This window comes from Binatus sp. (SeqCode), assembly GCF_050013435.1.
Lineage (GTDB): Bacteria > Desulfobacterota > Binatia > Binatales > Binataceae > Binatus.
In genome coordinates, this window is sequence record NZ_JBEKFG010000006.1 from 33,666 (window position 1) to 47,310 (window position 13,645).

General features: G+C 62.4%; 11 protein-coding genes. 4 read left to right on the top strand and 7 right to left on the bottom strand.

Annotation, left to right across the window (positions count from 1 at the left end):
- The first annotated feature begins 58 nt into the window (after nt 1-58).
- Nucleotides 59-1,132 carry a phosphotransferase family protein gene (locus ABSB13_RS02150; protein ID WP_428105120.1) on the top strand — a complete coding sequence of 358 codons (1,074 nt, stop codon included), beginning with the start codon at nt 59-61 and terminating at the stop codon, nt 1,130-1,132.
- Nucleotides 1,133-1,153: 21 nt separating this feature from the next.
- Here ABSB13_RS02150 and ABSB13_RS02155 read toward each other — a convergent pair whose 3' ends face one another.
- On the bottom strand, nt 1,154-2,047 hold the full coding sequence (locus ABSB13_RS02155) for an alpha/beta fold hydrolase (protein ID WP_428105122.1): 894 nt from the start codon (nt 2,045-2,047) through the stop codon (nt 1,154-1,156).
- Between the two features lie 297 nt (nt 2,048-2,344).
- Between ABSB13_RS02155 and ABSB13_RS02160 the strand changes: the two genes are divergently transcribed.
- The 3 genes from ABSB13_RS02160 to mscL all read left to right on the top strand — a co-directional run bounded on the left by ABSB13_RS02160 (nt 2,345) and on the right by mscL (nt 6,873).
- Entirely contained in the window at nt 2,345-3,286 is a 942-nt protein-coding gene (locus tag ABSB13_RS02160; protein WP_428105124.1) for an acyl-CoA desaturase, read from the top strand.
- 456 nt (nt 3,287-3,742) lie between these two features.
- Entirely contained in the window at nt 3,743-6,337 is a 2,595-nt protein-coding gene (locus ABSB13_RS02165; protein WP_428105126.1) for a protease pro-enzyme activation domain-containing protein, read from the top strand.
- Nucleotides 6,338-6,438: 101 nt separating this feature from the next.
- Entirely contained in the window at nt 6,439-6,873 is a 435-nt protein-coding gene (gene mscL / locus ABSB13_RS02170; protein WP_428105198.1) for a large conductance mechanosensitive channel protein MscL, read from the top strand.
- Nucleotides 6,874-6,973: 100 nt separating this feature from the next.
- Here the strand turns inward: mscL and ABSB13_RS02175 are convergent, their stop codons facing one another.
- The 6 genes from ABSB13_RS02175 to ABSB13_RS02200 form a co-directional block, all read right to left on the bottom strand.
- Entirely contained in the window at nt 6,974-8,233 is a 1,260-nt protein-coding gene (locus tag ABSB13_RS02175; RefSeq protein ID WP_428105128.1) for an aspartate aminotransferase family protein, read from the bottom strand.
- Between the two features lie 257 nt (nt 8,234-8,490).
- Nucleotides 8,491-8,892, bottom strand: coding sequence for a RidA family protein (locus tag ABSB13_RS02180; RefSeq protein WP_428105130.1), 402 nt, complete (start codon nt 8,890-8,892; stop codon nt 8,491-8,493).
- 52 nt (nt 8,893-8,944) lie between these two features.
- A complete protein-coding gene (locus tag ABSB13_RS02185; RefSeq protein WP_428105132.1) occupies nt 8,945-9,889 on the bottom strand; it encodes a DNA-3-methyladenine glycosylase family protein in 945 nt (314 codons plus the stop codon).
- 49 nt (nt 9,890-9,938) lie between these two features.
- On the bottom strand, nt 9,939-10,958 hold the full coding sequence (gene lpxD, locus ABSB13_RS02190; protein WP_428105134.1) for a UDP-3-O-(3-hydroxymyristoyl)glucosamine N-acyltransferase: 1,020 nt from the start codon (nt 10,956-10,958) through the stop codon (nt 9,939-9,941).
- 48 nt (nt 10,959-11,006) lie between these two features.
- Nucleotides 11,007-12,128, bottom strand: a complete 1,122-nt coding sequence (gene waaF, locus ABSB13_RS02195) for a lipopolysaccharide heptosyltransferase II (protein WP_428105136.1) — start codon at nt 12,126-12,128, stop codon at nt 11,007-11,009.
- 194 nt (nt 12,129-12,322) lie between these two features.
- Entirely contained in the window at nt 12,323-13,591 is a 1,269-nt protein-coding gene (locus ABSB13_RS02200) for a Kelch repeat-containing protein (protein WP_428105138.1), read from the bottom strand.
- Nucleotides 13,592-13,645 lie beyond the last annotated feature (54 nt).

The following is a 13,645-nucleotide window of genomic DNA, read 5'->3' on the forward strand; positions in this document are numbered from 1 at the left end:
GGGTGCGCGATGTCTTGACCCAGTGCCCTCACGTTGCCGGCAGGAGGGTCCGGCTTCGATGCCTCAGCGAATTTACGAAACTTCGAAACGGCTCGGGCCGATTAACCACGGCCAGCTGAGCCGCGCGCTCACTCGCTTCGAGTTGGGCGATTTGCTGACGGTCGAGCCGGTGCCGTTGGGCCTGTTCGGGCAAAACCTGTTCGTCACCTCGAGCGCGGGCGAGTTTGTGTTCCGCGGTGCACCGCCTGGACCTGCTCAGTTTCCGACCGAGCGTTTCTTCACTCGCCTGCTCCACGAGCGGACGAGCGTGCCCGTGCCATGGCCATACCAGATTGATGATGCTTGCGATTTTTTCCCCTGGAGCTACGTGATCATGCCCCGGATGCCGGGGTTGCAGATCACTGATCGCAAAGTGCGACGCGAGCTGACCGGCGCCGAGCTGCGCGCGATTGCGCGGGCGATGGCATACAACCTCGTCGCGATGCAGCAGGTCACAATGCCTTACTGCGCGCGCTACGATCCGGACCTGGATATCGTCAGAGCGGTGCCGGTAAAGGATCACGCCGATTGGCCCTTCAATAACGGCTACGCTGAAGTGATTGCGCCCCCGTCGCATCGCGAGCTGGTCACCGCGCGCATCCGCCGCATCCTCCAACGAGCGCATACCGCGAGCAATCGCACGACGACGGCTGATGTCGAGTGGGCCGAAGAATTGATCGAACGCGCCAACGCCGCGTTAGCAGTACCTTTTACTCCGTGCTTCACGATGGAGGACTACAAGGAAGGCAATGTAGTACTGAGCCGGACACCCGATGGATGGCAGGTCAGCGGAGTCTTCGACTTCATGGGATGCTATTTCGGCGACGGCGAGACCGATCTGTCGCGGATAACGGCCGAATATTCCGATCAGGATCCGGAGGTGGCGCGCGAGTTTCTGGCCACCTACCTGCGGCTCCGCGCGCCGCGACCCGGTTTCCGCGAACGCTTTCCCCTCTACATGCTGCTCGACCGGCTGATCATCTGGGAATATATCCAGCGCCACGAGGTCGAAGTCGCGAGCAAGCTGGGATCCCTGCGCGACTGGGCCGACCGATATACCCGGATCGCGGACACGCTCGGATTCGGTGGCTGAGCGGCTTTCCTATTGGTGACTTTAGGATACTGATTTCAGGAACTTGAGGACCAGTTCGTTGACGTGAGCGGGGCGCTCCTGATGCACGAAATGGCCGGCGCCCGGCACCAGCTCGATCTTCAACCCCTTCGGGAACAGCTTCTCCATCCCGTCGAGCGTCTCCGCCCCGATGCATCCGTCGTCGCGCCCATGAATCATCATCGCGGGCACGTTGATCGGTATATTCATCGCGGGCGCCAGCATTTTTAGATCGACCGGCATGCTGAGCACCGGTCCGAGCGTGGCGCGATAGTAGCCGATGGCGGCCTCGAGCGTGCCCTTGGCGCGAAAGCATCGCTTGAGCGCTTCCATGTCCTCGGGCGCCCATTTCCATCCCGGCGACCAGTCAGCCCAACACTTTTCCAGGAACGCGAAGTCGTTGAAACTCACCGCGGCCTCGGCAATCGCAGTCTGGAAAAAGAACATGTACCAGGAGCGGCGCTGCTGCGCGTAGCTGGTCACGAGCGCTTCGAAAAATTTAGAGCCGTACGGGACTGCCGACGTGACCAGCCTGCTCACTCGATCCGGCGATGCGGCCGCGGCGCCGTATGCCGCGACTGCGCCCCAATCGTGTCCGAACACGATCGCGTCCTTGTAGCCGAGCGCCGCTATCAGCGCGAGCGCGTCCTCCGACAGCGCCGCCGAGTCGTAGCGGCCGTCGGGCGCGGGTTCGGTCGGCGAGTAACCGCGCATGAACGGCGCGACGCAGTGGAATCCCGCCGCGGCCAGCGCGGGCATCTGATGGCGGAAGGAGTGAGCAGTGTCCGGGAAGCCGTGCAGGCACAGCACCAGGGGACCTTCTGAATCGCCCATCTCGAGCACCGTGAAATTCAGGTTTGACGCGCGTACAACTCGTTGCTTCACTTGTGATGGCATGGTGGCTCGATCCATAGCGCAGGGTTTCGCCAATGACAAAGCGCGGCTGGCCGTGTTCATGCAATCGGACGTAGCATGCAGCGTCAGTATCCTGTAAGGTTGACGGGCCGCGACGGCATGCACATTCCGCTCTCTGCCTTATAATCGAAGGCATCCCGGTGAAAAGTGAAAATGTGCTGATGCTGGCGGCAACCAGGAACGCGCACACCCGCGCGCCTGCCGCCCGAAGCATCATTATCCGCGCAGCTAAACAGGCGTGTGCGCTGGTGTGGGCAAATACGATTGGTGGGGAGACGAATGGCATCAGCTTTCACGACGACGAGCACCGCACAAACAGAAAAAACCACGCAGGCCGCGCCGTGGGAGATGCCATGGTGGCACACACCCTCGGGGCGCGACCTTTCGATACTGCTCTGGATTTTCCTCATTCATATCACCGCCGCGATTGGACTGGTGCTTTATCCGATTCCGGGATGGCGGGTGTTGCTCGGCGCGTTAGCGCTGGTATTCATCGGCGGACTGGGCACCACGGTCGGATACCATCGCGCGATCGCGCATCGCTCGCTCACGCTGAATCCGTGGGTGCGTGGAGTGCTGATTTTTTTCGCGATGTTCAACGGTTCCGGCGCGCCGATCAGTTGGGCCGCAGGCCATCGCCTGCATCACGCCAAGGCTGACACCCCGGACGACATCTCAAGCCCGATATGGGGCGGTTTCTGGTGGGCGCATCTACGCTGGCTTTGGCAGGCTGGCGAGATGCCGGTCGATCGTTACTGTCCCGATCTCAGCGGAGTTTCGTATCGGGCCTGGCGATGGTTCCAGACGCCGATCCTCGCGCTCTCATACCTCGGCGGTTTGTATTTCAGTCCGGCCGCATTTTTCTGGCTGGGCGCGATCCGCTTGTGCTTCGCGCTGCACGCGCAATGTTTCGTCAACAGCGTTTGCCACACCGAACCGGGCATCAAGGTCGGCGAGGATTCCAGCCGCAACGTAACATGGCTGGCGCTGATGCATCTGTTGCAGGGCGAGAATTGGCATCGCAACCATCACGCGCGCCCCGGTTCTGCGCGTCTGGGATGGAACTGGCGCCAGCCCGACGCCGGTTACGTGGTCATCCTGGCGCTGGAGAAGCTCGGCCTCGCCACCGACGTTCGCCACGGCACTTCGGGGGGCGGAGCCAACCAGACCGGCGCGAAGGATCCGCTGGGAAGGGCCGATATCCTCGATCCCGCCGCATAATCGCCAAGCGGATAAGGGCTTTTTTTCGCGTAACGAACGGTTCCGCCGTGCGTATTCCTTGTTAGAGGAATTTAAATGAAAACCGCCGGCTTCATCTTTACCGCGATCCTTTGCGCAGTCATTATGCTTGGGACGGTAATGGCTGCGGTGAACGCAGGCATCACGCAAGTTGCGTCGTCGTCTGTCGTAACCACCCTATAATTCGATTCGGAACGTCGATATTCCCTTAGGCGACTTGTCCTGCTCAAGGGCACCTGCCGCGCCTGAGTCGTGCGTATTCCTTGTTAGAGTCATAAGCGGACACTCCGCAGTCATCTTGAGACGGATTGCGGCGCATGCCGTCGCGATCAGAAGGCAAATCCGGCGGCATGGATGGTGCTTTGGAGGAGGAATGCATATGAAGACCGCCGAGTAACAACTTAATAGCTCGATCTTGCTGTCCTGGGGGGCAACTCAATGAGAGAGCATTTCAAAGGCGCGAGTCTCAGCGCCATCTCCGCCCTGATACTGCTGACGTGTGGCTGGACCGCTATCAGTGCCGGCTCGCGAACACCACCGCTCATCACCGCTACGATCGACAAGAATGCGCTGATCACGCTCGCGGGCAATACACGCCCAGAAGCGAAGGCGGCCAATGATCGCGGCGCGGTCGCGGACGACATGGCGATGGCCCACATGATGCTCCAGCTGCGACGCGCGCCCGAGCAGGAGCAAGCATTCGAAAAGTACCTCGATGAACTCGAGGACCCCAAATCGCCGAACTACCATCACTGGTTGACCGCGCAGCAAGTCGGAGAGAGATACGGATTGGCCGGGCAGGACCTCGCGAAGATCACGGGCTGGCTTCGATCACACGGCTTCATCGTCAACCAGGTCTATCCCAACGGCGTGGTGATTGATTTCTCGGGCAACGCGGGCGAGGTGCGCGAGGCCTTCCACACCGAGATTCACAATCTCGAGGTGAACGGTGAGAAGCACATCGCCAACATGAGCGATCCGCAGATTCCGGCCGCGCTGGCGCCGGCGGTGGTTGGTATCGTGTCACTCAACAACTTCATGCCGCGTCCGATGAATAAGGCGCGCCCCGCGTACAGCGTCTATGACGGCATGCAACTGGTCGTACCTGCCGACCTGGCCACCATCTATGACTTCAACCCGCTGTTTGGGGCGGGTTATTCCGGCCAGGGACAGACGATCGTGGTGATCGAGGACACTGACGTTTACAGCACCGCGGACTGGACGACTTTTCGTACAACATTTGGCCTTGCAAGCACCTACCCGGAGGGCTCGCTCAGCCAGGTTAATCCCGCCGACTGCACCGATCCGGGCGTCAATAGCGACGACGTCGAGGCGGCCGTCGACGTGGAATGGGCGAGCGCCGCGGCTCCCAACGCCGCGATCGAGCTGGCCTCGTGCGCCAACACCACCACGTTCGGCGGGTTCATCGCGCTGCAGAATTTGCTCAACGAGTCAGGAACGCCACCGGCGATCGTGAGCATCAGCTATGGCGAGTGCGAAGCGGAGAGCGGCGCGGCGCAAAACGCGGCCTTCAATTTGTTATATCAGCAGGCGGTTGCCGAGGGCGTGTCGGTGTTTGTGTCGTCGGGCGATGAGGGTGCGGCCAGTTGCGACGCCGGCTCGACCAATGCGATCCACGGCATAGGAGTCAGCGGACTTACCTCGACGCCGTATAATGTGTCGGTGGGAGGTACCGATTTCGGCGATACGTTCGCCGACACGAGCAGCACCTACTGGAGCGGCTTGAATGGGGCCGCCTACGGCTCGGCGCTCTCCTACATTCCGGAAATTCCCTGGAACGATTCGTGCGCCAGCGGGCTGATCTCCAGCTTTCTCGGTTATAGCACGGCCTACGGCTCGAGTGGCTTCTGCAACAGCTCGCGGGGCGAAGAGGGTTTCCTGAACACCATCGCAGGCAGCGGCGGCCCGAGCGGATGCGCCAGTGGAACGCCGACGAGCGATGGCGTCATCAGCGGAAGCTGTGCCGGATGGCCCAAGCCGAGCTGGCAATCGGTGCTTGGCAACCCGAGCGACGGTGTGCGCGATATCCCCGACGTCTCGTTGTTCGCGGCCAACGGAGTCTGGGGCCACTACTATGTGGTTTGCTTTTCAGACGTGAGCAATGGCGGTAGTCTCTGCGTGGCTGCGCCCGATACGTGGGCGGGATTTGGCGGAACGTCGTTCGCCGCGCCGATCATGGCCGGCGTTCAGGCGCTGATAAACCAAAGGACCGGGAGCCGTCAAGGTAATCCGAATCCCAGCTACTATGCGCTCGCCAATACCGAGTATGGCACGACCGGCAGCGCCTCGTGCAACTCCACGCTTGGCAACGGTGTCGCCAGCTCGTGCATTTTCTACGACGTGACCCAGGGCGATATGGACATGAACTGCACCGGCACACAGAACTGTTACACGCCGTCGGGCACCAATGGCGTGCTGTCCACTTCCAACTCGGAGTATCAGCCCGCGTATCCAGCGACAAACGGATGGAATTTTGCCACTGGGATCGGGACCGTCAATGCCCATAACCTGGTGATGGCATTTGGCACGGCCGGACCGACGCCCAGTCCGACTGCCACACCTAAGTCGTCGGCATCCCCGACTGCGACCCCCACCCGGACTGCGACGCCCACTTCGACTGCCACCCGGACCGCAACGGCTACACCTACGCCCACATCGACGCCAACCGCGGTTCCCGAGTCGCTGAAGATCACACCGTTGGCGGAGAAGTTTGGCAAAGTGAAAGTGGGGAAGCTCAAAAGCGTAACGCTGACACTAAGCAATCCGGCCAAGAATGGATCGCCGATCGCCTTCGGGAATCCGATGATGACGGTCCCGGCGACGAGCCCGCAGGTATTTGGGTTTCCAAGGAGTGTCACGAACTGCCCCGCGCAACTGCTGCCGAGGGAAAAGTGCATGCTCAACGTGGAATTCGCTCCGGCATCGCAGGGTGCGGTGTCCTCCGCGGTAACCATCTTTGACAACGCGGGAAATGCGAACCAGGTGATCCAATTGCAGGGTATCGGGAAATGAGCCAGCCACGAGTTTGAGCGTTTTACATCGGCGCGCTCCGATGCTTTTGTAAGCGAGGCTCCTCACCAATCTGAGTGGCTAACGGAGGACGCATCGTGTCGATACTCTCAGAGTTCAAACAGTTCGCGATCAAGGGCAACGTGATCGATCTCGCGGTCGGCTTCGTCGTCGGCGCCGCGTTCGGGAAGATCGTAACCTCGCTTACCAATGACATTCTGATGCCGCCGATCGGGCTGGCGCTCGGCGCAGTCGATTTCTCAAACCTGTTCATCAATCTTTCGTCCACGCATTACCCGACCATCGCGGCAGCGAAGGCTGCGGGCGCGCCGACGCTGAACGTCGGATTGTTCATCAACACGATCATCGACTTCGTGATAATCGCGTTCGCGGTCTTTCTACTCGTCAAATGGGTGAATCACCTGGTTGGCGAAAAGCCCGCGCCGCCCACCACCAGGGAGTGTCCATATTGCCTTAGCGCGATTGCGCTCGGCGCCACGCGATGCCCTCATTGCACGTCGGAACTGAAGGCGGCGTGAACGGTGAACGGCATTTCCCGGCACTGAAGATGTGAAAAATGCGAAGGCGCACGCGGACTTGCCGCGCACGCCTCCCGCACTGCGACCCCGATGTCTGCCGCTACTCGCCGGCCTGCACGACGTCGGCCATCGCCTTCGCCGCGCGCGCACAAATATCGCTCAGGACCTCGTCAGTGATCACGGTCGAGAGCGCGATCATCCCGCTCGGGGTGAGAAACAAACCCTGATTGAGCGCCGCCAGATGGAAGCTGGCGATCGCGCGGGCGTCCTCGCGGGCGATCGTCGCGGGCGGCGGCTCTTTGAGAAAGAACAGGTTCATCAGCGATCCATAATGCCGCACGGAAAACGGCAGCCCCGCCTGGCGCGCCGCGCGCGCCAGCTCGGCGGCCAGCCGCTCGGCCTGCGTGGCCATTTTGTCGATTCGCGCCTGGGTGAGTTCTCGCACCGACACTACCCCGGCCGTGCAGGTTACCGGATTGCCGTTGAAAGTGCCTGAATGAAAAATCCTGCCGCGATTGCGCGGGTCGAACGCCGACATCACTTCTTCGCTGCCGCCGATCGCTCCGACCGGGAATCCGCCGCCAATGATCTTTCCGAACATCGTCAGGTCCGGCTTGACGTTGAAAACCTGCTGCCCGCCGCCCTCGGCCAGCCTCAGCGTGATCACCTCATCGACGACGAACATGGCACCTGCGCTATGCGCCGCTTCGGCAACGCGCCCGAGAAATTCGGCCGGCGGCTCCACGATGCCCGCTGAGCCGAGGATCGGCTCGAGAAACACGGCCGCGATCTCCGAACCGCGCTCGGACAGCAGCGCCTCGAACACGGTCGCCTCGCCGAAGTCGGCGAGCATCGTGCGCTCGCCGTCCTGGCCGACCAGCCCGACTTCCAAATCGTCGTACGATCCATGATAGCCGTAGCGCGCCATCAGGATGAGCTTGCGGCCGGTAAGGCGCCGCGCGACGTGTGCCGCGAGCATCCCGGCCTCCGTCCCTGAATTGCAAAATCGCACGCGATCCACAGATTCGACGCGCTCGCACAGCAGAGTCGCCAGCTCGATCTGCGCCTCGGACCGCGCCGGCCACGAGCTGCCGTCGCGAACCGCCTTGCTCACCGCCTCGACGATTGGCGGATAAGCGTTGCCGTGAACCAGGCTGGTGTAGTTGCCAATCAGATCGATGTACTTGTTGCCGTCAACGTCCCAGAGGAAGGGACCTTCGCCGCGCTTGAGCGTGAGCGGGTAGGGCCGATAGTAGGTGGTGGTGCGGGTGTCCCCGCCGGGCATCACGCGCTCGGCGCGCTTGTTGAATTGCGCGGATTTTTCAGTCGCCGCGCGATAGCGTTCCTCGATACTGTTCATCGTCTCTTCCCCTGACTCTTCAAAGTCTCATCCCCCGATGAGACATAACGAGCGATTGCGCGTCTGCCGGCACTATATTCTTCCATCATTTGCGGGTATCTCCCCGCCGCGAGTCAAGCTCCCCACCGCCGGCGCCGCCACCGACGCACAACATCGTTTACTCTGACTGTTCGAGCGCGTCAAAGTGTAAGGAATTATAAACATAATGGCAGTCTTCGGTTAATCCTGACATTCGCCGAGTCGCGGCAGCTGGCCGCTCACTTCACGGCCGCGATCGCTTCCATCTCCACCATTAGTCCCTCGACCGCCAGGGAGGTCACGCCGACCAGCGTCGAGGCCGGTGGCTCGCCATCCGGGAACAGTTCGGAGCGGGCCTCGCGCATCGCGGAATAATCAGACTGCTTGTAGTTAACGATGTAAGTATTGGTTTTGACTATGTCGGCCGCGGTGGCTCCTGCAGCCGCGAGCGCGGCTTTCAGATTATTCGCCGCCTGGCGAATCTGGGTCTTCAAGTCTCCCGGCCCTACCAACTTGCCGTCCTTGTCAACTGCCACCTGGCCCGAAATGAAAATCAACTTCGCCGGGCCCGCGATCGTCACGATGTGCGTATAGCCGCGCGGCGCAAGCAGCGTATCTGGATTGATATATTTTTTCTCCATCGTATTTCTCCGGCAAGCCTGTAACTTTCGTGATTCGGGACTTCCCGTCGCCTTACCAGCCCGCCGATTGCGCGAAATGGCCGTCGTCGGCGAGTCCGTTCACAATCAATTGAAGATAGATGAGTCCGGCGTACGGATGCCACCGCTCGAGCATACGCCACACGCCGTCGTAAGTGGGCTCGCCGTCCACCCCGAGCCATTCAAAGAGTTTGTTGCGCCCGCCGACGTCGTCGCCCGGGAAAATGTTGATTCGGCCGAAACCGCGCAGCATCACGTACTCCGCCGTCCAGCGGCCCACGCCACGAATCCTCGAAAGGCGCGCGACGGCGGCGTCGTCCCCGAGCCGTTCGATCGACGCGAAATCGCGGTCCTTGCGATCGGTCGCCAACCGCGCAAGTCCGATCAGGTATTCCCCCTTCTGTCGGCTGAGCCCGAGCGCGCGCAACGCGTCGGGATTCGAGCGAGCAACCGCGGACGTGGCCGGGAACGATCGCATCGGCACCGTCGCGCCATCAGCCTCGCCGGGCATTCCGCAAGCCTCCGTGAGCCGGTTCAGCACGTGCATTCCCGCGCTGAGCGACACGAGCTGGCCTGCGACCGCTTTCGCGAACGCTTCGAACACCGTGGCGAAGCGCACCGGCTTCATCCCCCGGAGACGATCCGCCAGCTCCCGGATGCGCGCATCGCCGCGTGCGAGCCGGTAGAAGTCCGAAAGGTCGCGCTCCAACCCGAGCATCCTGGTCACAATCGCGGAGACTTCCGCCCTCACCACTTGAGGCCGCGCGGCTCTGACGTGCACTTCGATCTCCGGACGCGAACCGCCGCGTGTCTGCCTGACTGCGACCGCGACCGGCGACCTGCCGATCACCAGGATGCGCCGCCAGACGCTCTCGTCGAATCGATCGACGATATTATGCGGCCGGCGCCGAAGCGCCCACACCGTCAGGTCGAGTCTGAACGGTGGCCGTGGCGGAAGTGTGAAGGTGAGCTCTGGCACTGGGTACGGCGGCCGGATCGGCTGCGCAAAAGAGCGCCGCCGGCAAAAGTTACGCCTCGTTGCCGCCGATGCCGACGTGATTCTCCAGCGCGCGCACTCGCCGTATGACTTCGGGCAGCCGCGTCAGCACGGCGGCGTAGCGGCGGAACTTGCGCACGTCCACGGCGGGGATGCCCGAGACGATCGCGTCGTCTTTCAAGTCGTTGTGGATGCCGGCTTTGGCCACGACCATGACGCGATCGCCGATCGTCACGTGGTCGGCGCATCCCGACTGTCCGCCGAACAGGCACCATTTGCCGATTCGCGTCGAACCCGAGATTCCCACGTGCCCCGAGAAGCGCGAGTACTCGCCGATTTCGCAGTTGTGCCCGATATGCACCTGGTCGTCGAGCTTCACGCCGCGATGCAGCACCGTCGCCCCCATCATCGCGCGATCGACCGTCGAATTCGCGCCGATCTCGACATCATCCTCGAGGATTACGCCGCCGACTTGTGGAATTTTGATCAAGTCGCCCTTTTCCTCGACGAACCCGAAACCGTCGGCGCCGATTACCGCGCCGTTCAAAATCGTCACCCGATTCCCGATCACCGTGCCTTCGCGAATCGAGACCTGGCTGTGCGCGGTGAAGCGATCGCCGATGCGCACGTTGGGGTAGATCGTAACGTTCGGATGAATCACCGCGTCGCGCCCAATCGTCACGCCCGCACCGATCACCGCCGACGCGCCGATCGACGCGTTGGGACCGATCGTCGCGTCGGGCGCGACTGAAGCGCGCGGATCGATTCCCGGCGCGGGGCGGTACGGCGGAAAGAAAATCTCAAGCACGCGGGCGAAGTCGGCGTATGGATTCGCGCTGACCAGCGTCGCGCACTTCGCGCCCGCCGCAAGCTCGGCGGTGGTGATGGCAGCCGAGACGTTGGATTGCAGCGCGGGAGCGTACTTCGCGCTGGCGACGAAGACGATCATGCCGGGACCGGCGGCTTCGATTGGCGCCGCCGCGACAATTTCGACGCCGCCGTCACCGCGGATTTCGAGTCCCAGCTTCGATGCGAGTTCCTTGAGTTTCATCTTGATGCCCTGGTTTACCGGTGAACGAAAGTTTTCAGTCTTCAGTATTCAACGCGACGCGCGCATCGCGAGGATTGCGTCGGCAAGCTCCGCCGGTTCGATTTGCGTCAGACAGTTGTAATGACCGAAGCGGCAGGTGCGCGCCAGGCACGGACTGCATTCGAGCTTGCGGTAAATCACGCGCGTCTTGGGTCCCAGCGGCCCGGTGCGAGCGGGATTGGTCGATCCGAAAATCGCGACGGTCGGGATCCCAAGCGCTCCCGCCAGATGCATGGAGCCTGAATCGTTGCCGATGAAGCCGTCGCACAGCGACAACAATGCGATCAGCTCGCCGACATTGGTGTGCCCGGCCGCGATCATCGCGCCCGATTTGCTCGCCGCCGCAACTTCTTCGCACTTCGCGCGCTCCGACGACGCGCCAACCAGCACGACTTCGGCGTCCTCGCGACGCGCGAGCAAATCGATCAGCGCGCCGTAGCTGTCCGCGGGCCATTCCTTGGCCGGTCCGTAGGCCGCTGCGGGAGCGATTGCGAAGACCGGACGGCCGGGGCGCTTGCGACTGGCCGCGAGCCATTCGCTCATCCGCTCGCGATGCGGTCCGTGGACGTCGATTGTGAAATCATCGGCGCGGGTGTCGGCGCCGCAAACGCCGGTCGCGCGCACCATCGCGAGCCAATAGTTCACCTGATGGCCGGTAACCGCTTCGGGCGGTGGCGACGCTTTCAGCGTCAGCATCGCGCCACGCGCGTCGGCGACAAATCCGGCGCGCCGCCGGATTCCGGCCATCGCGATCCACAGAGCAGACTCGAAGCTGTTCGGAAACAACACTCCCAGGTCGAACCGCCGCGAGCGGATTTCTCCGACAATTCTGCGCCGATCGAAAAACCCGGAAAGGCCGCGCCCGACCGAGTACGGTATCACCTCGTCGAGCCATCGGGCTCCGTCAAAGAAGCTCGCCAGTTCCCGCTTGATCAGCACCGCGAGATGCGCGCCCGGCCACGCGCGGCGGATTGCCCGCAGCGCGGGCGTGCTCATCACGAGGTCGCCCAGCCAGTTGACTTCCTTGACCAGGATGCGGCCCGGCGGAGGTTCGAGCATGACCGCGGGGGCAGATTGCGCCGGTGAGCGCGAATCAAGCGCCTCGTGACGGCGAATATTTTCCGATTCCACGCTAATGATTCTCCGCAGCGCGCCTTCGATCCTGGCAAAGATTTCATCACGCGCGCGCCCCCAAATAAACCCGGCAGGTGCCGCGATTAAGGATGTTGTCCGCGCTCTCTTGCCCCGCCCGTTATTTCACGCGAGGTGTTACAGACACACGGCGGCCGGCCGGTGAGGGTTCTGCGGTTTTGCCGGCGAATCTTTCATTGTTGGATGGGCGCAGCTTGTCTGGAGTTGGCGGGTTCGGGGAGCATCAGGAATCGATGCTGCGTTGGAGAGTAGAACTCGACCGACGCACCTACCAGCGAATTGCCGTCGATGCCGCCGGCGATCATCACCTCGCCGTCGTTCAACAGCGTCGCGGTGTTAGTCAGCCGCGCGACGTTGGTCGGGCCCACATGCGCAAACAGGTTCGTTTCGGGCTGGTAGACTGCCGCGTCGCGCATCCCGGCCACAACCGGCCCCTTGATGGTCCACCCTCCCACGACCAGCACATTCCCGTTGTCGAGCGTGGTTGCAGTCGGCAGGTAATGCGGCGCCTCCATATCGCCGGTTCTGATGAAGGTGCTGGATTCGGGATCGAATATTTCCGCGGTGTTGAGCGGCGTAAGCGAAAAGAGATTGGGATGCCGGCTGGTCACGACTCTGCCGCTCTTGCCGCCGGCGATCAGCACGCGCCCGTCGTTCAATTTGACCGCAGCGGCGCCGACGCGATCGCTCGTCATGCGCGCGCGCATCGCGGTGAAGCTGCGCGTGGCTGGATCGTACATTTCCGCGGTGTCGTAAGAGATATAGCCGCCCGGCATGCCGCTGCGGCCGCCGCCGGCGATCAATACTTTGCCGCTGCCAAGGAGCGCAGCGACATGCGCGACACGCGGCTGATTCAAATGGCCGGCGCCGCTGAACGTGCCGCTCGAAGGATCGTAAACCTCAGCCGAGCCCAACGTACTCACGCCGTTGCCGCTGCCGCCGACGATCAGCACGCGCCCATCGCGAAGCATCGTCGCGGTATGCCCTTCGCGCGGTGTCGCCATCGAGCCGGTCGCGCTGAAAGTGCCCGCGGCTGGATCGTAAATCTCGGCACTGGCGAGCTGCGAGCGAAAGCCGGCATTTTGAACTCCGCCGGTGAGCAGCACGCGTCCGTCACGGAGCATCGTGATCGTCTGCCCGGCTCGCGCGACAGTCATAGCGCCGGCCGGCGTGAAGCTGCGCGCGACCGGATCGTAGAGCTCGGCGCTCGAGAGCACGCCGCCGACCTCTCCGGTCGCTGTGCCGCCGCAAATCAGCACGCGTCCGTCGCGCAGCCGAATTGCAGCCGCGTTGGCCCGCGGCGAGGTCATCGCGAGCGCTTCGACGCGGTTCCCTTGCGGATTCATGTAAGAGACCGGCGCCTCGGAAATACCGTTGCCTGCACAGGCGCTCAATCCGGCCGCGAGGAAAAACGATAACGCAACAAGAGGTTGACGATTCATGCGAACTCCGCGCGCAAAATAATAGGCTCGCCGAGATCAGATGGAAAGTCGAAA